Genomic DNA, 23,682 nt, shown 5'->3' on the forward strand with positions numbered 1-23,682 from the left:
AAGGCAGTGGAAAATGTCAACTGGAACTAGTGAACTTTCGGCTCATGCCGCGGGCGTGGATATCACCGGACTGCGCAAGTCCTACGGCAGCAATGAGGTGCTCAAGGGCATCGATTTGAACGTTGCTCCCGGCGAGGTTGTCTGCCTGATCGGTCCATCCGGCTCCGGAAAGTCAACGCTGTTGCGTTGCGTGAATTTGTTGGAGCAGCCAAACGGCGGAACCATTATGGTCGGTGGCTTCAACGTCACTGACCCAGAGGTAAACCTGGACAAGATGCGCCAGCAGGTAGGCATGGTCTTCCAGCAGTTCAACCTGTTCCCGCACCTGACCGTGCTGGAGAACTGCACGATATCCCCCATCAAGGTGCTCAAGCGCAAGAAAGCCGAAGCCCAGAAGGTCGCGTTGCGCAATCTGGAGCGTGTAGGCCTGGGCGACTTCGGCGATCGCTACCCTGACCAGCTTTCCGGTGGCCAGCAGCAGCGCGTGGCCATTGCCCGAGCGCTATCCATGGAACCAACGCTGATGCTCTTCGATGAGCCAACCAGTGCATTGGATCCGGAGACCGTGGGAGAGGTCCTGTCCATTATGAAGAATCTGGCCCAAGCAGGCATGACCATGCTGGTGGTCACCCACGAGATGGCTTTCGCCAAGGAAGTTGCTGACCGCGTGTTCTTCATGGACGGTGGCGTCGTGGTGGAAGAAGGCAAGGCCGTGGATGTCATTGGCAATCCGCAGCAGCCACGTACCCAGGACTTCCTGCGTCGCGTGCTCGATCCCACGCACGTGGATATCTGAGTTCAACTGCAAAAATTCCCCTGCGTTGCCCGTCGTTGCCGATGGTCGACGCAGGGGAATTTCTTTTTTCCCTACAGCTCTGGCCAGGCTAGCTGCCCGACCTGTTGATTTAATTCAAGGTTCTCGGCGCGCAGGCTGCTCCGCGACGCCGGCACTTCAATCAGGCGCAGGTTCGCCGGCTGCGTTGAAGCCAAGACGGCGCTGAGCTCTTCCTTGCTTGCGGCCCTGGCGTACTGCCAGCCATAGGCTTCGGCGAGCGCAGGCAGGCTAAGCTGCTGCGGTGTGGCAAAGAGCCGTTCCACCGCATTGGCGTACCGGCCCGAGGCATCCACGGCACCATGCTCCAGGGTGGAGAAGATTGCTCCTCCCCCGTCGTTGTAGACCACGAGGTCCACCCGGGGCTGTTCTTCGCCGGGAGTCCAGGACAGCGAACTGGCATCATGGGCGAAAGTAATATCCCCCATCACTGCAAGGGTGCGTTGCTTGCTGCCTTGAGCCAGGCCCAAAGCCGTCGCGATGGTTCCATCAATCCCGGCCAGGCCACGGTTTGCATGGGCGGCCATGCTTCGTTTGGCTGCCGGGCGGGCAGCCAAATCGAAGTCGCGCACGATATTCGAGGAGCCAAGCAGCAGTACCTCCGGGGAATGCTCCCAGATAGCTTCGGCGACATCCACCCCGGTAATGGCTGACTCATGGTTCAGGCCCTGGCGCACTTGCAGCGCCTGGGCGTCTAACTGCTGCCACGATGCCAGCCAGTTCTCCGCTCCGGTACCGGCAAACTCCTGTAATTGGCTCCACGAGCTAACCGGGGTTTCGCGGCGCCTTCCCGCCTCGTACCAGGCCACCGGTGCAGGCTGCCAAATCACCGAGTCGATCACCGGGTTGGCCAGCAGCTTGCCCACCGGACGGCTCAACGTTGGACGGCCAAAGAGCACTACGCGTTCAATGTGGTCCATGCCCACCGCGATCAGCGGGCGGTAATGGCCAATGGCATTAGCCGAGAAGCGTGCATTTGACGATGGCTCGGCAAATAATGGCAGTCCCAGTTCTTGGGCGAACCGTTGTGCTTCTGCCCCGGCGCCATGTCCGGCAATGACTACGGTCCGTCGAGGGACCAGGTCTTGGGCTGGCATTCCCAGCTGCTGCGCGGGCGCAGATCCTTGCCATACTCCAGGCTCGATTGCCGTCCATGCTTGCCCAATGATCCGCTCCTGCGGGGCGGGGACCAGCGGGTCGCGGAATTGCAGGTTCAGCTGGACTGGTCCAGCCGCGCTGTGCTGGTCTCCAGCCAACGCAGCCAATGCCTGCTGCACTTGGTCTCCGGGATCAACCCCGGCGGCAACGTTGGCAGCGAGGCGGACGTGTTCGCCAAAGAGGTTTTTCTGCCTCGTGCTTTGGCTCGCGCCGGTGCCGTGTAATTCATCTGGGCGGTCTGCAGAGAGCACCAGCAACGGGGTGGCGGTGTGATTGGCTTCCATCACCGCTGGCAGCATCTGCCCGATGGCTGAACCGCTGGTCGCTGCCAACGCTACCGGCCTGCCGGTGCTCTGGGAGAGGCCCAGGGCCATGAAGGCTGCCGAGCGTTCATCGATGCGTACATGGATGGCTAAGATCCCGGCAGCTTCCGCCTCGGCTGCCGCGTAGGCCAGAGGGGCGCTGCGCGAACCTGGTGAAATCACCAGATCCCGGATCCCTGCCCGGATCAGCCCGGAGAGCACGTGGCGAGCTGTAGTGATGGCGCGCTGCTCGTCAGGTTGCTGCATTCCCACGCGGTGCGACTCCTTAGATTCCAAAGCTGAAGGCAATGATCCAAGTCTATGCCGTGTACCGTCTGAGCACCGACGAAGGAACAGCAATGGGCGCAGCCAGGATCCCTTCTGGGATTCTGGCTGCGCCCTTGGGCTTTGGACTAGGACTGCCTACTTATTGTGTCCCTTGCCTTTGCCCTTGCCCTTGCCTTTGCCCTTGCCCTTGCCTGGCTTGGATTCTTCTTTGAAGACCTGGACTACCGATGGGCGTGGGCCGTAGAACTCGCCCTTGCCGGCATTTGCGGCATTCTTCACGAAGTCCGGGAACAGCGAGCTCGGGGCTGCGAAGCTGCCACCCTCACCCGGGTGCTGCACCGAGACGAAGACCGAGTTGTCCTTGTCGTGGATCAGCGGGCCACAGGTCTCCGCACCGGTTGGCACGGCCAGGAACTGCTCGACACGGCCACGGTTCTTGCCGGTCAGGGTGACCTTGTGCAGCGCGTCGGAGTAGCCGATGGTGCCTGGGGCGCCGTCGGTGGAGATCCACAGGTTGCCCTTGGAGTCAAAGGCCAGGTTATCCGGGCAGGAGATCGGCGAGACCTTCTCAGCTGGGTAGCCCGAGAAGTAGGTGGAGCCGTTGACCGCTGGGTCGCCGGCAACCAGCAGGATGTTCCAGGTGAACTTCGCTGCGGTGGCATCGTTGCCGGCCTCGGTGATTTCCAGGACGTGGCCATCGCGGTTGCGTACCCGAGGGCTGACCTCGGTTGCCCCTTCCTTGCCATCCTTACCGCGGTCACTGTTATTGGTCAGTGCCACGTAGACCCTGCCCGATACCGGGCTTGGCTCGACATCTTCAGGGCGGTCCAGCTTGGTGGCCCCGGCCTTGTCAGCTGCCAGGCGGGTGTAAACCAGTACTTCGGCCACGCTCATGCCTTCGACCTTGGATTCGCCGTTCTTCACCAGTGGCAGCCAGCTGCCCATGCCGTCAAAAGCCCCATCGGATGGGACCGCGCCGCTGCCATCGAATTCGCTTGCCGGCGAGTTGCCGGTGAACTTGGCAACGTATAGGTCACCCTCGGAGAGCAGGGTCATGTTCTGCTTGCGATCGTGCTTGGAGTAGGTGTTCTTCGAGACGAACTTGTACAGGTACTCGAAGCGCGAGTCATCACCGGAGTAGGCAACGGCTTTGCCGTTCTTGGCGATGCGCACGTTGGCGCCTTCGTGCTTGAAGCGGCCCAGGCTGGTGTGCTTGACCGGGGTGGACTTTGGATCCTGCGGATCAATTTCGACCACCCAGCCGAAGCGGTTGGCTTCATTCTCATAGCCGGCGTTGTTCAGGCCGAAGCGCGGGTCGCTTTCTTCCCAGCCACGGCCGGTTGCCGCGGTGTCGATGCCGTAGCGGGATTCCTCTGCGGTGCCCTTGCCGCGGAAGTACTGGTCGAAGTTCTCTTCACCGGACAGGACGGTGCCCCATGGAGTGGTGCCGCCGGCGCAGTTATTTAAAGTACCCAGGACCTTGGAGCCGCTTGGGTCTGCGACGGTCTTGAGCAGGTCGCTGCCTGCGGCCGGGCCGTCAACCAGGAATTCGGTGCTGGCGGTGATGCGGCGGTTGCGCTCGCCACCCTGCACGTAGCTCCACTTCTTGTCATTCTTCTTCCGCTTGACCTCAACCACGGAGAAGCCGTGAGCGTTCATCGCAATCTTGCGCGCTTCTTCCTTGTTCGCTTCGAACCAGGCTGCATCAAACATCATGTCTTCGTTGGTGTACTCGTGATTGGCCACCAGCACGCCGGTGCGGCCCGAGTACTTGTCCACGATGATGTCCAGGTAGTCGCAGTTGTAGCCGAACTGTTCGGCCTGCTTGCGCGCACTCTGCTTGGAAGCATCGAATTCGGGGGTGTTCTTGAAAATCGGATCGCCCCAGCGAATGATCGTGTTCCAGTCATATCCTTCAGGAACAGTGACGGTATCCACCGAACGCGATACCGGCTCAATGGCATCGAATGGCAGCTGGCCGCCCTTGCCCGGCGCCATCGGCACCAGTGGTGCGGCAGTGGCGTCTGCGGCGCCGAAGAGCTGCGGACCGATCACCAGTGCCGAGGCGCCGACTGCGCTCAGTCCCAGCATGCTGCGGCGGGAGAGCGACTTATCGGCGATGTCCTTGAAATAGCCGTTGGATGAGGTATTGCAATCTGGCTTGGTGCAAGCGTCGGCGCACTTGAAGTGGCAAGTTGCAGCAGAACGACCGCCACGGGTGTGGCCCAGCATTGGCAAAAGGGTACGGGTTGGATTCATGATCCACTCACTTCCTCAGTATTTGGCTTCTCGTCAGGGGAATGACTCGAACTGAGGTTTTCACTTGGAAGTGTTCTAAATGCAACGCAAAGGTTAACGCAGAGGAAACAGCTTGCTACAAAGGACTATCCCCTAGTCAGCTCCGCATAGCAGTTTTCCAAGCGCTTCATCCACCACTGCACTCGGTCTTCTCGTGGACGAAGCGTCTCCAATTTCTGGTGATCTGGCTCAACTCGCCGTACAGGCAAGTATCCCGCGGTGGCCAGCAACGGCTGGGCACAAATGTCATTAGCGAACAAGGTGGCGGTGGACAGTCCGCAGGCGTAGGGCAGCTGGGGCAGCGCGCTGGCCAAGGCGGCAGCCTGAGCCAGTCCTACCGAGGTATCCAAGGCACTGGAGACCACAACATCGAGTTCCGCCTGCTTGGCGATCTCCAGCACCGCGTCGATGCCGCCCAAGGGCTGGGCTTTGATGATCATCAGATCAGCTGCGCCCAATCGCGAGACTTCCAAGGGGTCGGTATGCTTGCGCACTGCCTCATCCGCAGCGATCTTCAACGGGTTGCCGGCATTGCGCAGCTGCTCACGGACTTCGGCCAGTCCGGTAATGCCCGGAACTGGCTGTTCGGCGTACTGCAATTGGTATTGGCTCAGTGCTTTCAACGCCTGGACCGCTTGGTTGATATCCCAGCCCATATTTGCATCGACCCGCAGGGCTGCTTGGGGGTAGAGCCGCCGGGTTTCTGCCACCCGGGCCAGGTCCTGGGCTAGGTCCTGGCCTTTTTCGGCCACCTTGATCTTGATAGTGTGCGGCGCGTCGTAGCGTTCCAGCACAGCGCCGACATCTTTCGCGTCGACTGCAGGCAAGGTGGCGTTGACCGGGATGCTGGTGCGCAGCGGTTCCGGGAACGGCTGATAAGCTGCCTCGATGCCGGCTGCCAGCCAGCGTGCGGCTTCTGCCGGTTTATATTCGGTAAAGGCAGAAAACTCGCCCCACCCGGCCGGCCCATTGATCAACAGTGCTTCGCGCTGGGTGACTCCACGGAATCTCACCCGCATCGGCAGGCGGACAACGTGCGAATTGGCCAGCAGTTCTTCAAGCGGCGGAAGTTCAAAGCTCATGTACTAAGCCTAGCGATCGTGGGCATGGTTACACGCCTGAACTATGCCGTCCACCGTGCCTGATATGACACCCTAGAAGTATGGCTCGCCGATCAGCATCTCCACGCCCACACCACATCAGGTGGTGGTGGGCCGTACTTCTGCTGATTTCGCTCTTCTGCATCGAATACGTATTTTTCGTTCAACAGCGTGTCGGGCAATGGGCTGACCAGGCAGGGTTCATTGCATGGTCCCATTGGTGGCCACGCATCGATCTGCTCAACCCAGTCCGTGAATTCCTGGATCTGCTGCCGGTAATCTGTGCGGCTATCGCGGCCGTATTCTTGCTTTATCGTGTCATCCGCGACCGCCGTTTCCTGCGTGCAATCCTCGCAATTCTCGCCGCGGGAGCCGCGGCCGGCAGCACGCAGCTGCTCAAGCACGAGATTCTGGCCCGTCCGGATTTCAACTTCGGGACAACAGGGAATTCTTTCCCCTCAGGACATACCACCGCAGCGGCGGCCGCGATGGGCTTGATGTACCTGGTCTCGCCGCCGAAGCTGCGTCCGGTGGTGCAGCCAATCGCTTGGCTGTTTGCCACGGTTACCGGTGTGGCCACCTTGGTGTGCGGCTGGCACCGCCCCAGTGACATTGCAGCCGGTTTCATGGTGGCAGCGTTCTGGTTGGTCATTGCCTCGGTGGTACTCCAGCGGATCCAGCCGCTGAGCCACGAAGTGCCCAAGAGCGGTTGGTCCAGAAAGGTCGGGGCTGGCAGCTTGATCATCTGGGCTGTGGTGCTCGGGCTGTCCTTTGTCTTGCCGCATCCACATATCCAGAAGATTCCGGAGTCCTTGCAATTGATCTACGCAATCTTGGGGATCATCCATGTCGTGGCGGCATCACTGATATCCGGTTTGCTGTTGCGTTCGGTGGTTATTGGTCCCATGCGAACGTTCAACCGCTAACGCACGATCCATCCAAGGTCTTGTGTCCTAGTGTGCTGTGCGAGCTAAGCGTGCGTTAAGCAGTTGGGCGGCCTGCTGAGATTCTGGGATGGTCACGGCGAAACGCTTCCTGTTCTTCAGCTCGAAGACAAGGCCTTCGTGTTCTTTCATCACGATGGCCGAGCCACCAGGAATAATTCGCCAGCCCCAGCCTCCCCACATCATGGGAACGATCTTTTCGCTGGTGACCGATTCAATGTCTGCCACATCGATGGTCCGCATCGGGAAGCCCAGTACCGCGGAGGAAACACGGAACCGGTCTTTCTTGATGGATACACGGATCCAGACCAGGCTCAGCATCAGCACGCAGATAAGCAGGCAGAGTACACCGGTAAAGATCTGACTCGCGATGCCGGTGTCCTGGCTTTCACCGGTCACCATCGGCAAGAGCACCGCAACGACAAGCACCCCGGGCACCACAAGGCAAAGCAGCCACATCCACCACGGTGCTGCCATGCTCTGCTTGAATTCTTGCTGAACCATGGCTTCCTCCTGCACCACGGGTTGCCGCGAGATCCCTTGGGCCTGATCAATTCGTGCCTGACGCTGCGCGTTGAAGTCCTTGGCGTACTGCTGATAGATGCCGCTGATCCACAGCGGGACCAGGCCCATCAGCGAACACACAATCATCACGATCATCATGCCGCCGATCACCGCAGTTTCAGCTGACTCGGCGAGCGCGGTAGGCACAGCCGAACCGACGAAGACACCGGCCGTGGTCCAGGAGAGCACTCCGCCGGCAAATAGCAGCCCGACGAGCAGGCCCAGGTTGTTGCGCAGGCGCAGCGAGACCAAGCCCACGGCGGCGCCGAGGATGCTCAGCCCGATGCACACCGGGACGAAGACCGCAGTACGGGTAAACCCGTCCGGGTAGGTTGAGGTTGAGCCCCAGTGCGTGGCGGTCATCTCTGGAAGTTTGCCGGAAAGCAGGGCGTAGCAGATCGCCACGATAGCCGCGGGAAGAATAACCAGCAGGATAACCAGCGTCTTGTTCTTGATTTCCGTGTTTGGCGTTGCCATCCCAGTCCCCTGTTCCCGTTGCCCTCATACGCTTTTTGAGCAGACCAGCACACAACTCAGATGCTTCAAAGCTCTAAATTCTTGTTAATACCATCCTAACGATCCGTATTTGACAAGGGAATAAATGATCGAGCATTAGTTAAATATCAGCACAAAGGGTGATGCCCGCCAAACCATTTCCGGTTCGACGGGCATCAATATCACTCCTAAGAGCGAGAACTGAACGATGCTGGCGCTAGAGCGACGCCAAAGCACTCTTTGGATCGGTCATGGCATCAGCAACATAGCGCATGAAGCCTGCGGCAGTTCCGCCATCGCAGACCCGGTGATCGAAGCTCAAGGTCATTTCGCAGATGGAACGGACCTTGATCTTCCCATTGACCACCCACGGCTTTTCGATGATGCGCCCCAGGCCCAGAATGGCTGCTTCCGGGTAGTTGATGATAGCCGCGGAGCCATCGACATTGAACACACCGTAGTTGTTGATGGTGAAGGTGCTGCCAGACAGGTCGGCTACGCCAGCCTTGCCTTCGCGTGCCACCGAGGCCAGGCGTGCGAACTCGGCTGACAGCTCATTGGCGTTCAGCTTGTGGGCATCGCGCACATTCGGAACCACCAGGCCGCGGTCGGTCTGGGCCGCGAATCCGAGGTTTACACCCTGGAAGACGGTATGACGCAATCCCCCATCGGCTTCAACCTCAATACGGCTGTTCAGCTCAGGGAAACGCTGCAAACCAGCCACGGCAAAACGGGAAATCAAGGCCATGACGCTTGGGGCTTGGCCTTGGGCTTCCTTGATCTTCTTGCGCAGCTTCAGCAGCTTCGTGACATCCACATCCACCCACACGGTCGCTTCAGGAATCTCACGGCGGGAAGTGCTCATCGCATTGGCAATGGTCTTGCGCACACCGGAAAGCACCTGGGACGAAGCAACGGGCAGTCCGGTCTTCGAATCTGCCGCGCCTGCTTTAGGCAACGGTGCCACGGCAGCGACTGCCGCTGGTGCCGCAACAGCATCCTTGGCACCGGTTGCCGGCTGCTGTGCAGGAGCCGCCAACGCAGCCTCCACATCAGTGCGCAGCACCAACCCATCCGGACCAGTTCCTTGAACAGCGTTGATATCCAATGCGTTATCCCGCGCCAGCTTGCGCACCAGCGGGTTGATCACGCGAACCGCCTCGCTTGGCGCGTGCGCCGCGCTGGCTGCTACGCCACCGCGAGGCTTGCGCCGACGGCTGGATTTGCGCTTCGCATTGGAGGTTCCGTAGCCAATGAGCACGTTGCCGCTGCCCTCATCCTCTGCAGCTTCCTCGTCCGCAGGTACCTGAGTACCAGCCCGCTCTTCTTCACGGTAGGACTGCGCGCGTTCAGCTTCTTGAGCTGCCGGCTCCGGAGCTTCTTCACCACCGGTGTTCACCGAAATGAATGGTTCATCCACCAGCATCATCTGGCCAGCTTCCCCATGAAGCGTAGAAACTACACCTTCGAAGGGGCAAGGGATCTCCACCAGGGACTTGGCCGTTTCCACCTCGGCAATAGGCTGGTCCACCGCAACTTCATCACCGGCAGCAACCATCCAGCGCACCAGTTCGGCTTCGGTCAGCCCTTCTCCAAGGTCTGGCAAAAGGAAAGTCTTGATACTCATTTACGCCTCCCACTGAAGCTGGTCAACCGCGTCGAGAATACGTTCGGCGCTTGGCAAGTGGAACTTCTCCAAGGTCGGTGCAGGATAAGGAATATCGAATCCGGTCACGCGCAGCACTGGGGCTGCCAACGAGTGGAAGCAACGCTCCTGGACACGAGCGACGATTTCACTGGCAACCGAGGCGAAGCCCTGGGCTTCAGCAACGACGATGGCCCGGCCGGTCTTGCGTACCGAAGCGCATACGGTCTGATCATCAAAAGGCACAATGCTGCGGATATCGATGACTTCCAAGCTGATGCCGTCTTCGGCAGCCAGCTTGGCAGCTTCCAGTGCGGTCGAGACGCTAGGACCGTAGGTAATCAGCGTGGCGTCGCTGCCCGGACGGGCAATGCGTGCCTGGCCTTCGGTCTTCGCGGACTTCTTGGCTTCATACTGATCAGCCAGCTGCTGCAGGTCGACCTGTTCCTTGGACCAGTACAGCTTCTTCGGTTCGAAGAAGACCACCGGATCCTCGGAGTCAATAGCTTCGCGCAGCATCAGGTAGGCATCTTCAACGCATGAAGGGGTGAAGACCTTCAGGCCCGGAGTGTGCGCATAGTAGGCTTCCGAGGAATCGCAGTGGTGTTCCACGCCGCCCACGCCACCGGCGTAGGGAATGCGGATGACCATCGGCAGGTTCAGCTTGCCCTGGGTACGGTTGCGCATCTTGGCCACATGCGAGGCGATTTGCTCGAAGGCCGGGTAGGCGAACGCGTCGAACTGCATCTCGATGACCGGGCGCATGCCGTTAATGGCCATGCCTACGGCCATGCCGACAATACCGGATTCAGCCAGCGGGGTGTCAAAGCAGCGTTCGGAACCGAACCGTGCGGTCAGCCCGTCGGTGATGCGGAAAACACCACCGAGGGTGCCCACATCCTCACCAAAGATCACTACCGAGTTATCGGCAACCAGGGCATCAGCCAAGGCGGTATTCAGCGCCTTGCCGAAGGTCACCGGCTGGTGTTCATTTGCAGCCTTGGCTGCGGCACGCGCGGTGGCAGCGCTGACGTTCGGGTTCAGGCGCGAAGTCGTGGCAGTCATCTTAGGCCTCCTCACGGTCTAGTTCGTCGACGAGCATGGCTTGCTGCTCGCTCAGCTGCGGGCTCTTGGTGGAGTAGACATGCTCGAAGAGCTCACGCGGGTCGGTGTTTGCTTCTTGGTTCATGCCATCGCGCAGGGTCTTGGCGACCGCTTCGGCATCTGCGGTGATCTTGGCGACGGTTTCATCGCTCAAGAGTCCAGCATCATCCAGGTACGCCTTCATGCGGGTTACCGGGTCCTTGGCGATCCATTCCTGGACCTCCGAGTCCTCGCGGTAGCGCTTGTCGTCATCGGCGTTGGTGTGCGCCTGCATGCGGTAGGTGTGCGCCTCGATCAGCAGCGGACCGTTGCCTTCGCGGGCCATGCGCACCGCACGGGTCATGATGGCCATCAATGCCATCAAATCGTTGCCATCTACGCGCTCGCCGGCCATGCCGTAGCCAACAGCCTTGTGGGCAAGCGATGGGGCGGCGCTCTGCTGGGAGAGCGGAACGGAGATGGCGTACTTGTTGTTCTGCACGAAGAAGATCACGGGCAGGTTGAAGACTGCAGCGAAGTTCAGTGCTTCGTGGAAGTCGCCCTCACTGGTGGCGCCGTCGCCGCACATGGCCACGACCACGGTGTCTTCACCGCGCAGCTTGGCTGCATGGGCCACGCCTACTGCGTGTAGCAGCTGGGTGGTCAGCGGGGTCGACATCGGTGCGCAGTTATAGGCCTTCGGATCGTAGCCGCAGTGCCATTCGCCGCGGAAGCTGGTCATGACTTCCATCGGGGCAACACCCTTGGCCAGTACCGCTACGGTGTCGCGGTAGGTGGGGAAAAGCCAGTCGCCTTCGCCCAGGCACAGGGAGGCTGCCACCTGGCAGGCCTCCTGTCCATGGCTGGATGGGTACACGGCCATGCGGCCCTGGCGAACCAGTGCGGAGTTCTGGTCGTTGACCCGGCGACCAGTCACCAGAGCCGAGTAGGCTTCCAGCAGCCGGGCAGGGCTAGGCAACGGATATTCGTGGCCTGGCTCAGTGCCCTGCTGATCTTCTGGGCGCAAGGTGCCGTCCGGGTTCAACAGGTTGATCATGTGGCGTGCTGGCAGCATGTAATCTTCAGGGGTAATCCCGAATTTCTTGCTGACATCAGAGATGCGATCTGCGTGTGCGTCAGTGCTCATGTTCTCCCACCTTTCGTGGTTCTGGCTCGGTCCATGAGCACAACCGCTTGTGACTCATTTCACCTAAACATCATTTGCTATCAATTATGGGTATGAGTGGCATTCTGTATCCAGTCCGGCGTGGAATCGTGGAAAGTTGCGTTTGGTATCCGTATACTCGTAGACGAAAAGTTTCATTAGATTGTGTTTGGATAAGAGACGTCCGACACGTCACCAAGGAGTATCAATGGCCGCGGAAGCGGAGCTAAAACTCGATGATGTCGACCATGCGATCCTCGCTGAACTCACCAGCGATGGACGCCAGTCGGTCACCACCGTGGCACAAAAGGTGCATGTATCGCGTGCACACGCCTATTCCCGTATCGCCAAGCTCCAAGATGCCGGGGTGATCACCCGGTATACGGCGGTGATTGATCCGGTCAAGGCTGGTCTTAAGGCCAGCGCCTACGTGACGCTGAAACTCCGCCAGCATTCTTGGCGCGAGCTGCGCGACCACCTTGCGTCGATTCCCGAGGTTCACCATGTGGGCCTGGTGGGCGGCAATTTCGATGTGATCTTGCTGGTCCGTGCCAAAGACAATTTGGATCTGCGCCGCGTAGTTTTTGAACAACTGCAGTCTTTGCCTACGGTCCTAGATACCCAGACCCTGCTGATCTTCGAAGACACCGATACCCGCTGATCAGTTTTTTCGCATTAACGCCAAAGGAGCACCCGGATCATGGATCCGGGTGCTCCTTTGATGTGTTTTGAGCGGTTACTTCTTACCGGTGAAGACCGGCTTGCGCTTCTCTTGGAAGGATTTGAATCCTTCGGCATAGTCAGCGGTGTCGCACAGGGCTGCCTGGGCACGATTTTCAGTGCGCATGGAGTCCCACAGTCCCACGCGCTGGTCGCGGATTTCCTTGACCAGCTGCTTGGAAGCAACGAATGCCTGGGTGGCTCCTTGGGCTACCTTGGCGATGATTTCCTCGCCGCGCTCCGCCAGCTGCTCAGCGGGGAATGCCCGCGAGAACAGACCAGAACGAACCGCTTCTGCCCCGGAGATCAATTCCGCGGTGTAGATCATGTCCAAGGTGCGGTGCGCGCCCAGGCGTTCGGTGAACAGCCAGTGTCCCCCGGAGTCCAAGGTTGCGCCGAGGTTGGCAAAGGGCGAGCCGATCTTGGCATTTTCAGCCACGTACACCACGTCCGTGGCGATCGCCAGGCCCAGTCCAACACCGAGGCATGCGCCCTGCACCAGTGCGAAGGTGGGTGCCGGGAAATTGGACATCTTTTCCAGCAGCGGCTGGACCTTGCCATCCAGATAGCCAATGACATCATCATCGGCAGGGTTCACACCGGAAATGTCGCGTCCTGCGCAGAACCCGCGTCCTTCGCCGGAAAGCACCAAGGCTCGCACCGTTCCCTGCGCAACGCCGGCTGCCGCCTGGTCGTAGGCTTCGGAGAGCTGCGCCAAGGCTTCTTCGTTCAGCGAGTTCATCTTCTGCGGTGCGTTGAGCACTACCTTGGCAATGGAATCGCTAATCGTCAGTTCGATCATGAGTGCTTCCTGGCCTTCCTAGGCGTCGAAGTCGACGCTGAGCTTTTCGCTAGTTGGGTGGGACTGGCAGGTGAGCACGTATCCGGCTTCAACTTCCTCAGGTTCCAACGCGTAGTTCTCGGCCATGGTGACCGTACCGCAGGTGACCTTGGCACGACAGGTGCCGCATACTCCGCCGGCACAGGCGAATGGCACGTCTGGGCGCACGCGCAAGGCAGCGTTCAGCACGGTTTCGTTGGCGCGGACCGGGGACTTCACTTCGCCCTTGAGCCCATCGAGGTTGAAGCTGATCTCGTAGCTTTCCTCATTCTCATCCACTTCAACCGGGCGTCCGATATGACCCTGTGGCTTGGATGGCTCGCCGGTGGTGAATAGCTCGAAACGCACCTTCTCGGCGGGAACTTCCAGGCTGGTCAGCTGGTCGCGGACCAGCTGCACCAGTTCGAATGGACCGCAAAGGAACCATTCATCCACGTTCGGCGCCTGCACCACATGGGTCAGCAAGGTGGTCAACTTTTCTGCGTCGATGCGGCCCGAGAGCAACGGCGAGATGCGCTGTTCGCGGCTGAGCACGTGGTGCAATGCCAGTCGCGAAGGGTAGCGGTCTTTCAGGTCAGCGAGTTCTTCAAGGAACATGACGTCCATGGCGGCCTTGTTCGCATAGATCAAGTCGAAGCGGGTCTGTTCGTTGGCTTCAAGGATCGTACGGGCAATGGCCAGTACCGGGGTGATGCCCGAGCCGGCGGCGACGGCCACAAAGCGGTCCTGCGCGGAGGTGTCGATGCTGGACGGGTCATTGATCTGGGTGAGCTTGTGCTTGGAGATGAAGGCACCGGCAGGACTCATCACATCAATCTGGTCTCCGGCTGCCAGCGATTCGTTGGCCCAGGTGGAGAACAAGCCGCCGAGGTCGCGCTTGATCGCTACCTTGATCTCGTCTCCGGTTGGAGCGGCGCAGATCGAGTAGGAACGGCGCAGCTCTACGAGCTCGCCTTCAGCGTTGGGGATTTCCTTGCGCAAGGCCACATACTGGCCGGCGACGTAGTCGTATTCTTCGCTCAGTTCCGCTGGAATGGCGAAGCTGACTTCGATGGAGTCCTTGGTCAGCCGGCGTACGTTCGAGACGGTGAGCCGGTGGAAGGAAGCCCGGCGGCGGGTTGGAGCAGTTTGTTCGGTCATGAGAGCACCTTGAAGTAGTCGAAGGGTTCCAAGCAGTCTTTGCAGGTGTACAGCGCTTTGCAGGAGGTCGAGGCGAAACGGGCCAGCTCGCGGGTGTTCAGCGAGTGGCAGCGCGGGCATTTCACGCTCATGCCCAGGGTGACCCGTCCGGCGTGGCCCTTTCCGGTAGGTGGGGCAATCCCATACTCTTCGAGTTTGGTCTTGCCTTCCTCGCTCATCCAGTCCGTTGACCAAGCTGGGGTCAGTACCAGCTTGACGTTGACCTTTTCGTATCCGGCATCTTTGAAAGCGGCGTACAGATCTTCATTGATGGCATCCATCGCCGGGCAACCTGAATAGGTCGGGGTGATGACTACCTGCACTGTTCCGTCCTCATCGAGGTCCACCTCGCGCAGGATTCCCAGGTCCGCAATGGACAGCACCGGGATTTCCGGGTCGGTCACTTTGGAGGCGATGGCGAACAGATCCTTGGCGTCAGCGATCGTATTGCTCAAGACTGCGTCCCCCTTTTCGGGCAGAAGTTGCGTGGTTACCAGCTGGCACCGGGATGCTTGCGGGCGAGAACTTGCATCTCTGCCAGCAGGTAGCCCAGGTGCTCGGAGTGCTCACCGCGGCGGCCATAGGCCATGGCTTGTCCGGTAGCCGGGATTTCCAAGCCGGCATCGGCCAGTACCGCGGTGATTTCTTCTTCCCATGCTGCGCGCAGGGCCGATGGCAGCACGGCGATGTCCTGAAGATTCTGGTGCACCGCTTCATCGCGGAACATCTCATCGACGTATGGCCAGAGAATTTCCAGCGCATGGCGCATCTTGGCTGCCGATTCCTCGGTGCCCTGGCCCAGGCGGATGGTCCACTGGATCGCGTGGTCGCGGTGGTAGTCGACTTCCTTGACGGCCTTGGCCGAGATGGCGGCCAGCGTTTCATCCTTGGACTGCGTCAGCTGCTTGTACAGCAGGTTCTGGAAGATCGAAACGATCAGCTGGCGGATGATGGTCACGCCGAAGTGCCCGTTTGGCTGTTCCACGATCCACAGCGAAGTGAATTCTTCTTCCTCGCGCCAGTAGGCCAAGTCATCTTCGGTCTTGTCCCATGCCAGTCCTGCGTAGGTCAGGAACGAGCGGGCGTGGCCCAGGACGTCCAAGGCGATATTGCCCAGGGCAACATCTTCTTCCAGTTCTGGAGCACGCGAGATCCAGTGCGACATGCGCTGCGCCAGGATCAGGGCGTCATCGCCCAAGGTCAGCGCGTACTGCGCCACTTCGTCACTGGGCTTGACCCCGCCGACTGCAATGTCTTCCGGGCGCAGCGCGTTGCCCGGGGTGACGCGGGTGGCAGAAGCCAGCGCATCGCCGAAACTGTCGAGCTGGGCGTCGAGTTCTTCGTGCTTCACAGGTGCTTCACTCCCTCGCTGGCCTTGTAATAGGTCGCGTGGCGGTAGTCCTTGCCCTGGGGGGATTCGAAGAACGAATCCTTCTCATCCGGGTCGGAGCTGATGATGTCGGTGGACTTCACAACCCACAGGGAGACGCCTTCATTGCGGCGGGTGTACAGATCGCGTGCGTTGCGCACTGCCATCTGGGCATCCGGTGCGTGCAGGGACCCTGCGTGGACGTGCGAGAGTCCACGGGAGGAACGGACAAATACTTCCCACAGGGGCCAATTGCTCTGTTGGCTCATGCTAGGCGACCTCACTTTGTGCTTGTTTTGCTGCGTATGCTGCGGCTGCTTCACGGACCCAGGCACCTTCGCGGTGCGCTTCACGGCGGCGCTCCAGGCGCTGTGCGTTGGCCGGGCCGTTGCCCTTGATCACTGCCATGAATTCATCCCAGTTCAGATCCTTGTGGATCCACTGCTTCTTTTCTTCATCGAAGTGCAGCTCGGGGTCTGGCAGGGTCAGGCCAAGGACCTTGACCTGTTCGGCGATCATGCCAACGAAGCGCTGGCGCAATTCGTCATTGGAGAAACGCTTGATCTTCCAGGCCATGGACTGCTGGGAGTTTGGCGACTGGTCATCTGGCGGACCGAACATCATCAGGGAGGGCTCGTAGAAGCGGTTGATGGCATCCTGTGCCATCTTCTTCTGCGCGTCGGTTCCGCGGGAGAGCGAGAGCAGGATTTCGAAGCCCTGGCGCTGGTGGAAGGATTCTTCCTTGCACACGCGGACCATGGCGCGGCCGTAGGGGCCGTAGGAGGCGCGGCACAGCGGAACCTGGTTGGCGATGGCTGCACCATCGACCAGCCAGCCGATAGCACCCATATCTGCCCAGGTGCGTGCCGGGTAGTTGAAGATCGAGGAGTATTTGGCCTTGCCTGACAGCAGCTGCTCGTTGTACTCATCGCGGGTGGTGCCCAGGGTCTCGGCAGCCGAGTAGAGGTAGAGTCCGTGACCGGCTTCGTCCTGCACCTTGGCCATCAAGATGGACTTGCGCTTCAGCGATGGAGCACGGGTGATCCAGTTGGCCTCAGGCTGCATGCCGATGATTTCGGAGTGCGCGTGCTGGGAGATCTGGCGGCTGAGGGTCTTGCGGTACTTCTCAGGCATCCAGTCGCGTGGTTCGACGCGTGAATCCTGATCAATCAACGCGTCGAAACGCGCTAGGGACTGCTCTTCTTCGTAGCTCGGGACGGCACTTAGTCCCGGCTCCTGCGGTGTGGTCGGGGCCATGGGTTCACCTCATCGAAAACAAATTACATACTGACCGTTCGTTCAGTATGTCAGAGTGCGCTCGATCACGTCAACATGACGCCGCCAGTTAAACGCAACAAGCGTCCGAGAGTGGACTCTCGAAGGCTTATTGAAAGCAATGGCTAGGCGTTGACGAGCACCTTGTTGGACTGCTGGTTCTTGAAGATCAAGGCGTCAAGCGAGATGCGGCCTGGACCAACCAGGAACAGGGCCAACGCGCCGGCAGCCAAGGCCAGAACCAGCTCGAAGCCGCCATTCTCAACGAAGACACCGGCGGGCGCGTGGATCATGAACAGCGCAGCAACCATCTGCAGTCCCAGCAGGCCGGCGAAGACGCGGGTTAGCAGGCCGAGGATGATGGCCGCGCCGCCGACGATTTCAAGAGTCGCAGCTACTGGCGCGATAAGTCCGGCAGCTGGAACGCCCATCTGGCCGAAGGCCGCGGTGGTTCCTTCGATGGTGTACTGGAAGAACTTCTGCCACCCATGTGCCAGGAAGAGGAATCCGAAAGCCAGGCGCAGCAAGATTCGTGCCGCGACCTGCAGGCATGGGTTGTTAGCAAGGGTATTCATGGTCAAGCTCCTAAGTATTTACGACAGCGGGATATCCCCGTTTTGCTTTGCTTCAACCTTATCGAGGATAGCTTGAAGCTTCAACCATATGAATATTCTTGACGCAGTAACCTTCATACAAGAAAAAGCCGTGCGGCCGGCCCCAGCAGTGAGCTGGGACCGGCCGCACGGACCAATGCTGGGCACAAGCCCTTGGGGCGCTAGAGCACCTTGGACAAGAAGTCCTGGGTACGTTCCTGCTGCGGGTTACCGAACAGCTGCTCGGGATCTCCCTGCTCGCACACCACACCGTCAGCCATGAAGATGACACGGTCACCGACTTCGCGGGCAAAGCCCATCTCGTGGGTTACCAGCACCATGGTCATGCCCGAATCAGCCAGCTCCTTGATGACCTGGAGAACTTCTCCGACCATTTCCGGGTCCAGCGCACTGGTGGCCTCATCGAAGAGCATGATCCCCGGAGCCATGGCCAGAGCGCGGGCAATGGCCACACGCTGCTTCTGTCCACCGGAGAGCGAAGCCGGGCGGGCATTAGCCTTATCGCGCAGACCCACTCGCTCCAGCAACTCCAGCGCACGTTCGCGGGCCTGGGACTTGCTCATCTTCTTGAGCTCAACCGGGGCCAGCATGATGTTCTCTGCAACCGTCATATGCGGGAACAGGTTGAAGTGCTGGAACACCATGCCCACATGCCGGCGCACCTCATTGATATCCACTTTCGGGTCGGTGACATCAAAGCCATCGACAATCACCTGGCCCGAGGTGATGTCCTCGAGCTTGTTCAGGCAGCGAAGCAAGGTTGACTTGCCGGAGCCCGAAGGACCGATCACGCACACCACTTCGCCTTCACGCACATCCATGTCGATGCCCTTGAGGACATTATTGGAGCCAAAGGACTTATGCAGGTCCTTAACCTGGATCTTCACGTTGGAGCTTTGCTCAGTTACGGTGCTCACTTGTTGAACCTCCGATCGGCATAATTTGCCAACTTGGTCAGGGCCATGATGGCGATGAAGTAGATGATGCCCACGATCAACAGCGTCTCAGTAACTCGGAAGTTCGCTGCGTAGATCTGCTGGCCCTGGTAGAGCAGCTCGGTAAATCCGATAGCCAGCAGCAGTGAGGAGTCCTTCAGGCTGATGATCAACTGGTTGATCAATGACGGGGTCATCATCTTGAAAGCCTGCGGGATCACGACCTTTTGCATCGACTTGCCGTAGCCCAGACCCAGCGACCTGGATGCTTCCAGCTGGCCTGGATCCACCGACTGGATACCACCACGGACAATTTCAGCGACATAAGCGCCAGCGTTCAGCGACAGGGTCAGCACACCTGCAGTCCAGACGCTGATCTCCCATCCGGTGAGCTGCGGCAGGCCGAAGTAGAACATGAACGCCCACAGCAGCAACGGGGTGCCGCGGAAAATATTCACGAAGGTCGTAGCGATACCGCGCAACACGATGTTGCCCGAGATCTTCATGAAGCCGAAGACCAGGCCCAAGGCCATGGCAATCGCGAAGGAGATCGCCGTGACCAGCAGGGTGTGCCACAGACCGGTCATCAATGCCGGCATGGATTTGACCAGCAGGTCAAAGAAGTTGCCCGGGGTGCTCGCGGTGGGATCTGCCAGGTAGGAATCCAAGATCTGGTCGTATTCGCCACTGGCCTTCAGCTCGGCCAGGCCGTCGTTGAAGGCAGCCAGCAAGGCGGTGTTCTCGCCCCTGTTCACTGCGAAGCCATAGGAACCGCCTGGCACCCTATCGGTGACGGTCTTCAGGCCATTGCCCTGGGCAATGCCGTAGGCCAGCACCGGGTAGTCATCGAAGACGGCAACGGCTGAACCGGCCTTGACCGATTCATACATGGTCGCCGACTGGTCCAAGGACTTGACCTTGAAACCGTATTCTTTCGCGATGGACTTGGCGTAGCTCTCACCCTCGGCACCAGTTTTGGCGACAACCGTCTTGCCCTTCAAATCCTCGTAGCTGGTGATGTCTTCGTTGTTCGCGGCAACAGCCATCTGCACGCCGGACTCGAAGTAAGGCTCGGAGAAGTCATAGATCTCCTTGCGCTCATCGGTAATCGACATGCCGGCAATGACGCCATCAACCTGGTTGGAGGACAGTGCGGCCAAGGCGGCGTTGAAGCCCAGTGACCGGATTTCAACTTCAAATCCCTGGTCTTCGGCGATCGCGCGCAAAAGATCCATATCGATACCGGTCAGTTCACCGTCCTGGCGGAACTCAAACGGTGCGAAAGTCGTATCGGTGCCGATGACGTAAGTCTGGCCCTCGACGCTTTCACTGCTTTGAGCCAGGGCTGAAGGTGCTCCAACGACCACGGCCATCAAACCGATGGCAGCGGCGGCTATCCACCTTCTCAGGTGCCCGGTGCGGGCAACTATTCTCTTCTTCTTTTCCACTGATGTATCGCTTTCTCGTGCTGAAGGGCGCTAGGCCCAAGGTGCAGATGATACGTTCTGCCTGCAAGCCTAGGACTATTAAAGCCCAGCCGGTAGCCCACACCCCGCGTGGACTTGCATCGTTATTCGTTTGAAACCGCTGATCTGTCCGCGCTGAGCATAGCTTGTCCCTTACAAGGCCAACTGTGGGATTGAATAGGGGTATGACTCCTGAATCGTTGACTGCCAATCCTCCGCGTGCCGCGAAGCTGCCCACCACCCGCAGCTTCCACGGCGATGACTTCGTTGACAACTACGAGTGGTTGCGCGAGAAAACCAGCCCAGAAGTACTTGCGCATCTGGCCGCAGAAAATGAATACACCGATGCCGTCGCAGCGCATCAGCAGCCGCTGCGGGACGCGCTGTTCAACGAGATCAAGGCGCGCACCGTGGAAACCGATTTGTCGGTTCCCGTACGTCGACGCGGCTGGTGGTACTTCACCCGTTCAGCCGAAGGCAAGCCGTACACCGTCCAATGCCGCGTCAAGGCCGTGGACACCGAGGACCAGGTAGCCAACTGGACTCCCCCGGTCATCGATGCCCAGAACGCATTGCCCGCAGAAGAGGTGCTGCTTGATGGCAATGCGCTAGCCGAAGGCCAGCCGTTCTTCTCCCTGGGCGGGATGGCCCTGAATGAGGAAGGCAACCTGCTCGCCTACTGCGTGGACAACGCCGGCGATGAGCGGTTCACCTTGTACATCAAGGACCTGGAAACAGGCCAGCTGCTGGCTGACACCATTGAAGGCGTGTTCTACGGGATTGCTTTCTCCCCTGATTCCTCAACCGTCTTCTACACCGTGGTTGACCAGACCTGGCGTCCGCACCAGATCCGTGCGCACCGGTTGGGCACCAGCCCGGCCGAAGACAAGATCGTCTTCGAAGAAAATGACCCGGGCATGTGGCTGGGCTTCGACTTGAGCCCGGATCGCAAGACCCTGATGATTTCCAGCGGCAACTCCGAATACGCCGAGACCAGCATCCTGGATCTGACCGCTCCTGCAGCAGAGGTAACCCTGCTGGTGCCACGCACCTTGCGCATCTTGCACGGAGTGGATCTGATGCCTGGAACCAATCAGGCATTGATCACCCATGACCATCAGGCACCGAACAACATGGTGTCGCTGGCGAGCCTGGATGAGCTGGGCGCGGACACCGACCCAGCCACGTGGCAGACCGTGGTGGCCCATGAAGATACTGTCAAGGTCGAGGGCACCGCACTGACCGGAACCCACGTGGTGCTTTCGGTTCGCCGCGATACCTGCGAGCGCGTACAGCTCATCGCCTTGGACGGATTGGGCACTAAGGCTCAGCAGCCAGCGATTGAACCGGATTTCGACGATGAGCTGTTCACCGCCTCGGCCACCTTCGCCGAACTCGATGCTCCACTGATCCGAATCGGCTATACCGCGGACTTCACCCCGGCACGCGTCTACGACCTGTGGCTGGCGGACCAGTCGCTGGTGCTGCGCAAGCAGACCCCGGTCAATGACTTTGATCCAGCCAAGTACCTGTCCACCCGCGATTGGGCCACGGCCGCTGATGGCACCAAGATTCCGCTGACCATCATGCGCCGGGCAGATCTGGATATCTCGGTTCCGCAACCGGTGCTGATCTACGGGTACGGTTCCTACGAGGCTTCGATGGACCCCGGGTTCGGCATCCCGCGGCTGAGCGTGCTTGATCGCGGCGTGGCCTTTGTCATTGCCCACGTACGCGGTGGCGGCGAGCTGGGCCGCGACTGGTACCTGCAGGGCAAGAAGCTGAATAAGAAGAACACCTTCACCGACTTCATCGACTCCACCCAGCACCTGATCGATTCCGGCGTCGCCGATCCGCAGCGCATTGTCGCCTTGGGCGGTTCAGCCGGTGGCTTGCTGATGGGTGCCATCGCGAACCTGGCGCCGCAGCTGTACACCGCGATCATCGCGCAGGTGCCATTCGTCGATGCCCTGACCTCCATCTTGGATCCAGAGCTTCCGCTCTCGGCCCTTGAATGGGAAGAATGGGGCAACCCGATTGAGAGCAAACAGGTGTATGACTACATGAAGTCCTACTCCCCCTACGAAAACGTCACCGCGCAGAACTACCCGAAGATCGCTGCGGTCACCTCGCTCAATGACACCCGTGTACTGTATGTGGAACCGGCCAAGTGGGTGGCCAAGCTGCGTGAAATCGGCGCCGGGGATGCCCCGATCGTGCTGAAGACCGAAATGGATGGCGGCCATGGCGGCGCGTCGGGACGCTACGAGTCCTGGAAGGCTCGTGCCTGGGACTACGCCTTCGCCCTGGACGCCTTGGGATGCACCGAAGAAATCTAGCTAGCTAAGGAAACGGCGGCCATGCACCATATCAACATCAGCGACTACCGCAACGATCCGGCGGTACGCCAGCTGCTGGTGCTGGCCGCCGAACCTGCCAACGAGCAGGAGCTTGAAGCACTGCTCGATGAATGCGAGAACCTGCAGGTTCTTGTCCAGGCCGCTGCCACTGGCCAGATCGTGGCGCTGGTCGTCTATCGGCACAGCGACGAATACGCGCTATGCGTTGAATATCTGGCAGTTGACGGCTCCCACGAGCACCAGGGCCTGGGCCGGGCGCTGCTCTTCGAGCTTCGCGACAGCCAGAAGAAAATTCTTTGGGCCACCACCGCAGCTGATGCGGTTGGTTTCTACCGTGCCATCGGCTGCGTCGTTTCCGCATCCTCCACCGATCCGAGATGGCCGGATGCTGCACGCTTCTTGTGCACCCTGCCCTATTTCCCGCTGCTCAACAGCCAGCCCGAGGAAGACCCCGAATATGAGGCGGTGGGCGGCGAACTGTTGCGCGGCCTGATCGAGATTGCTGAACCATCGCCGCACTGGGTCCCGGATTTCCTCGCCCTGCACGCGTGCCTCGCCCAAGCGCTGGGCTCAACTGCGCTGGCTATTGAGCACACCGGTTCAACGTCAGTTCCCGGCTTGCCTGCCAAACCCATCATCGATGTGATTTTGCTGGTTCCCGATGCGAACCAAGAGAACGCCTATGTTCCGGCGCTGGAGTCTGCCGGCCTGGTCCTCTGGCACAGGGAACCTGGATGGTACGGCCACCGCATGCTAAAGCCTGCAGCAAATTCGGGATTGGCCGATGCCAATATCCATGTCTTCAGCGCGGGAAGCCCCGAGTATCTGCGGCACCTGATTTTTCGCGAGCACCTGAAACAAAATGAAGCGGACAGGACGGCATACGCCGCAATTAAACGGGAAGCTGCATGCGCACTGGCTGCTGCTGACGGAGCAAATGGTCTGGTCATGGACTATAACCGGATCAAAGAGCCTTTCATCCGCTCGGTTCACGACCGGATTTTCGCTGGCTGAAACAGTACCGCGAATCCACTGGTGCAACTTGACTT

At 59.7% G+C, this 23,682-nt stretch carries 21 protein-coding genes; 5 read left to right on the plus strand and 16 right to left on the minus strand.

All coding sequences use genetic code 11. The annotated features are described in order from the left end of the window. The first annotated feature begins 13 nt into the window (after window positions 1–13). Window positions 14–796 carry an amino acid ABC transporter ATP-binding protein gene (locus tag AARI_RS13085; RefSeq protein WP_013349756.1) on the plus strand — a complete coding sequence of 261 codons (783 nt, stop codon included), beginning with the start codon at window positions 14–16 and terminating at the stop codon, window positions 794–796. A gap of 71 nt (window positions 797–867) precedes the next feature. On the opposite strand, the gene menD is transcribed toward AARI_RS13085, so the two are convergent. From menD to AARI_RS13100, 3 genes are all read right to left on the minus strand, one after another. Beyond that, window positions 868–2,559: a 2-succinyl-5-enolpyruvyl-6-hydroxy-3-cyclohexene-1-carboxylic-acid synthase gene (gene menD / locus AARI_RS13090; protein WP_041648942.1), complete on the minus strand. Its 1,692-nt coding sequence runs from the start codon at window positions 2,557–2,559 to the stop codon at window positions 868–870. 156 nt (window positions 2,560–2,715) lie between these two features. After that, on the minus strand, window positions 2,716–4,839 hold the full coding sequence (locus AARI_RS13095) for a PhoX family protein (RefSeq protein WP_013349758.1): 2,124 nt from the start codon (window positions 4,837–4,839) through the stop codon (window positions 2,716–2,718). Window positions 4,840–4,964: 125 nt separating this feature from the next. Next, window positions 4,965–5,960, minus strand: coding sequence for an o-succinylbenzoate synthase (locus AARI_RS13100; protein WP_013349759.1), 996 nt, complete (start codon window positions 5,958–5,960; stop codon window positions 4,965–4,967). Between the two features lie 80 nt (window positions 5,961–6,040). Here AARI_RS13100 and AARI_RS13105 point away from each other — a divergent pair, with 80 nt between their 5' ends. Further along, window positions 6,041–6,904: a phosphatase PAP2 family protein gene (locus AARI_RS13105; RefSeq protein WP_013349760.1), complete on the plus strand. Its 864-nt coding sequence runs from the start codon at window positions 6,041–6,043 to the stop codon at window positions 6,902–6,904. A gap of 27 nt (window positions 6,905–6,931) precedes the next feature. Here the strand turns inward: AARI_RS13105 and AARI_RS13110 are convergent, their stop codons facing one another. The 4 genes from AARI_RS13110 to pdhA form a co-directional block, all read right to left on the minus strand. Next, window positions 6,932–7,963 (minus strand): DUF3093 family protein, encoded by a 1,032-nt coding sequence (locus AARI_RS13110; RefSeq protein WP_013349761.1) that lies wholly within the window; start codon window positions 7,961–7,963, stop codon window positions 6,932–6,934. A gap of 235 nt (window positions 7,964–8,198) precedes the next feature. Continuing rightward, the gene (locus AARI_RS13115; protein ID WP_013349762.1) at window positions 8,199–9,608 is read right to left on the minus strand and encodes a dihydrolipoamide acetyltransferase family protein; all 1,410 of its coding nucleotides are present in this window, start codon (window positions 9,606–9,608) and stop codon (window positions 8,199–8,201) included. Next, window positions 9,609–10,691 carry an alpha-ketoacid dehydrogenase subunit beta gene (locus AARI_RS13120; RefSeq protein WP_013349763.1) on the minus strand — a complete coding sequence of 361 codons (1,083 nt, stop codon included), beginning with the start codon at window positions 10,689–10,691 and terminating at the stop codon, window positions 9,609–9,611. It lies immediately after the preceding gene. 1 nt (window position 10,692) lies between these two features. Continuing rightward, on the minus strand, window positions 10,693–11,856 hold the full coding sequence (gene pdhA, locus AARI_RS13125) for a pyruvate dehydrogenase (acetyl-transferring) E1 component subunit alpha (protein ID WP_013349764.1): 1,164 nt from the start codon (window positions 11,854–11,856) through the stop codon (window positions 10,693–10,695). Window positions 11,857–12,082: 226 nt separating this feature from the next. Between pdhA and AARI_RS13130 the strand changes: the two genes are divergently transcribed. Next, complete coding sequence (locus AARI_RS13130) at window positions 12,083–12,535, plus strand: Lrp/AsnC family transcriptional regulator (RefSeq protein WP_013349765.1); 453 nt, start codon at window positions 12,083–12,085, stop codon at window positions 12,533–12,535. A gap of 75 nt (window positions 12,536–12,610) precedes the next feature. Here the strand turns inward: AARI_RS13130 and AARI_RS13135 are convergent, their stop codons facing one another. From AARI_RS13135 to AARI_RS13175, 9 genes are all read right to left on the minus strand, one after another. After that, entirely contained in the window at window positions 12,611–13,396 is a 786-nt protein-coding gene (locus AARI_RS13135; RefSeq protein WP_013349766.1) for an enoyl-CoA hydratase/isomerase family protein, read from the minus strand. An 18-nt stretch (window positions 13,397–13,414) separates the two neighbouring features. Beyond that, window positions 13,415–14,575 (minus strand): 1,2-phenylacetyl-CoA epoxidase subunit PaaE, encoded by a 1,161-nt coding sequence (gene paaE / locus AARI_RS13140; RefSeq protein ID WP_013349767.1) that lies wholly within the window; start codon window positions 14,573–14,575, stop codon window positions 13,415–13,417. Beyond that, window positions 14,572–15,069 (minus strand): 1,2-phenylacetyl-CoA epoxidase subunit PaaD, encoded by a 498-nt coding sequence (gene paaD / locus AARI_RS13145; RefSeq protein WP_013349768.1) that lies wholly within the window; start codon window positions 15,067–15,069, stop codon window positions 14,572–14,574. The genes paaE and paaD overlap by 4 nt, the downstream gene beginning before the upstream one ends. Before the next feature lie 35 nt (window positions 15,070–15,104). Next, window positions 15,105–15,965: a 1,2-phenylacetyl-CoA epoxidase subunit PaaC gene (paaC, locus tag AARI_RS13150; RefSeq protein ID WP_013349769.1), complete on the minus strand. Its 861-nt coding sequence runs from the start codon at window positions 15,963–15,965 to the stop codon at window positions 15,105–15,107. Further along, window positions 15,962–16,252 (minus strand): 1,2-phenylacetyl-CoA epoxidase subunit PaaB, encoded by a 291-nt coding sequence (gene paaB / locus AARI_RS13155; RefSeq protein ID WP_013349770.1) that lies wholly within the window; start codon window positions 16,250–16,252, stop codon window positions 15,962–15,964. Before paaB ends, paaC begins: the two co-directional genes overlap by 4 nt. Window position 16,253: 1 nt before the next feature. Then, window positions 16,254–17,240, minus strand: coding sequence for a 1,2-phenylacetyl-CoA epoxidase subunit PaaA (gene paaA, locus AARI_RS13160; RefSeq protein ID WP_013349771.1), 987 nt, complete (start codon window positions 17,238–17,240; stop codon window positions 16,254–16,256). Between the two features lie 143 nt (window positions 17,241–17,383). Next, window positions 17,384–17,833, minus strand: a complete 450-nt coding sequence (locus tag AARI_RS13165) for a DoxX family protein (protein ID WP_013349772.1) — start codon at window positions 17,831–17,833, stop codon at window positions 17,384–17,386. Window positions 17,834–18,033: 200 nt separating this feature from the next. Next, entirely contained in the window at window positions 18,034–18,789 is a 756-nt protein-coding gene (locus AARI_RS13170) for an amino acid ABC transporter ATP-binding protein (RefSeq protein WP_013349773.1), read from the minus strand. Then, window positions 18,786–20,255, minus strand: coding sequence for an amino acid ABC transporter substrate-binding protein/permease (locus AARI_RS13175; protein ID WP_013349774.1), 1,470 nt, complete (start codon window positions 20,253–20,255; stop codon window positions 18,786–18,788). Before AARI_RS13175 ends, AARI_RS13170 begins: the two co-directional genes overlap by 4 nt. A 203-nt stretch (window positions 20,256–20,458) precedes the next feature. On the opposite strand from AARI_RS13175, the gene AARI_RS13180 reads away from it, so the two are divergent. Beyond that, entirely contained in the window at window positions 20,459–22,612 is a 2,154-nt protein-coding gene (locus AARI_RS13180; protein WP_013349775.1) for a S9 family peptidase, read from the plus strand. 21 nt (window positions 22,613–22,633) lie between these two features. Continuing rightward, on the plus strand, window positions 22,634–23,647 hold the full coding sequence (locus AARI_RS19330; RefSeq protein ID WP_013349776.1) for a GNAT family N-acetyltransferase: 1,014 nt from the start codon (window positions 22,634–22,636) through the stop codon (window positions 23,645–23,647). Window positions 23,648–23,682 lie beyond the last annotated feature (35 nt).

Origin of the sequence: Glutamicibacter arilaitensis Re117 (assembly GCF_000197735.1) — a bacterium.
GTDB lineage: Bacteria > Actinomycetota > Actinomycetes > Actinomycetales > Micrococcaceae > Glutamicibacter > Glutamicibacter arilaitensis.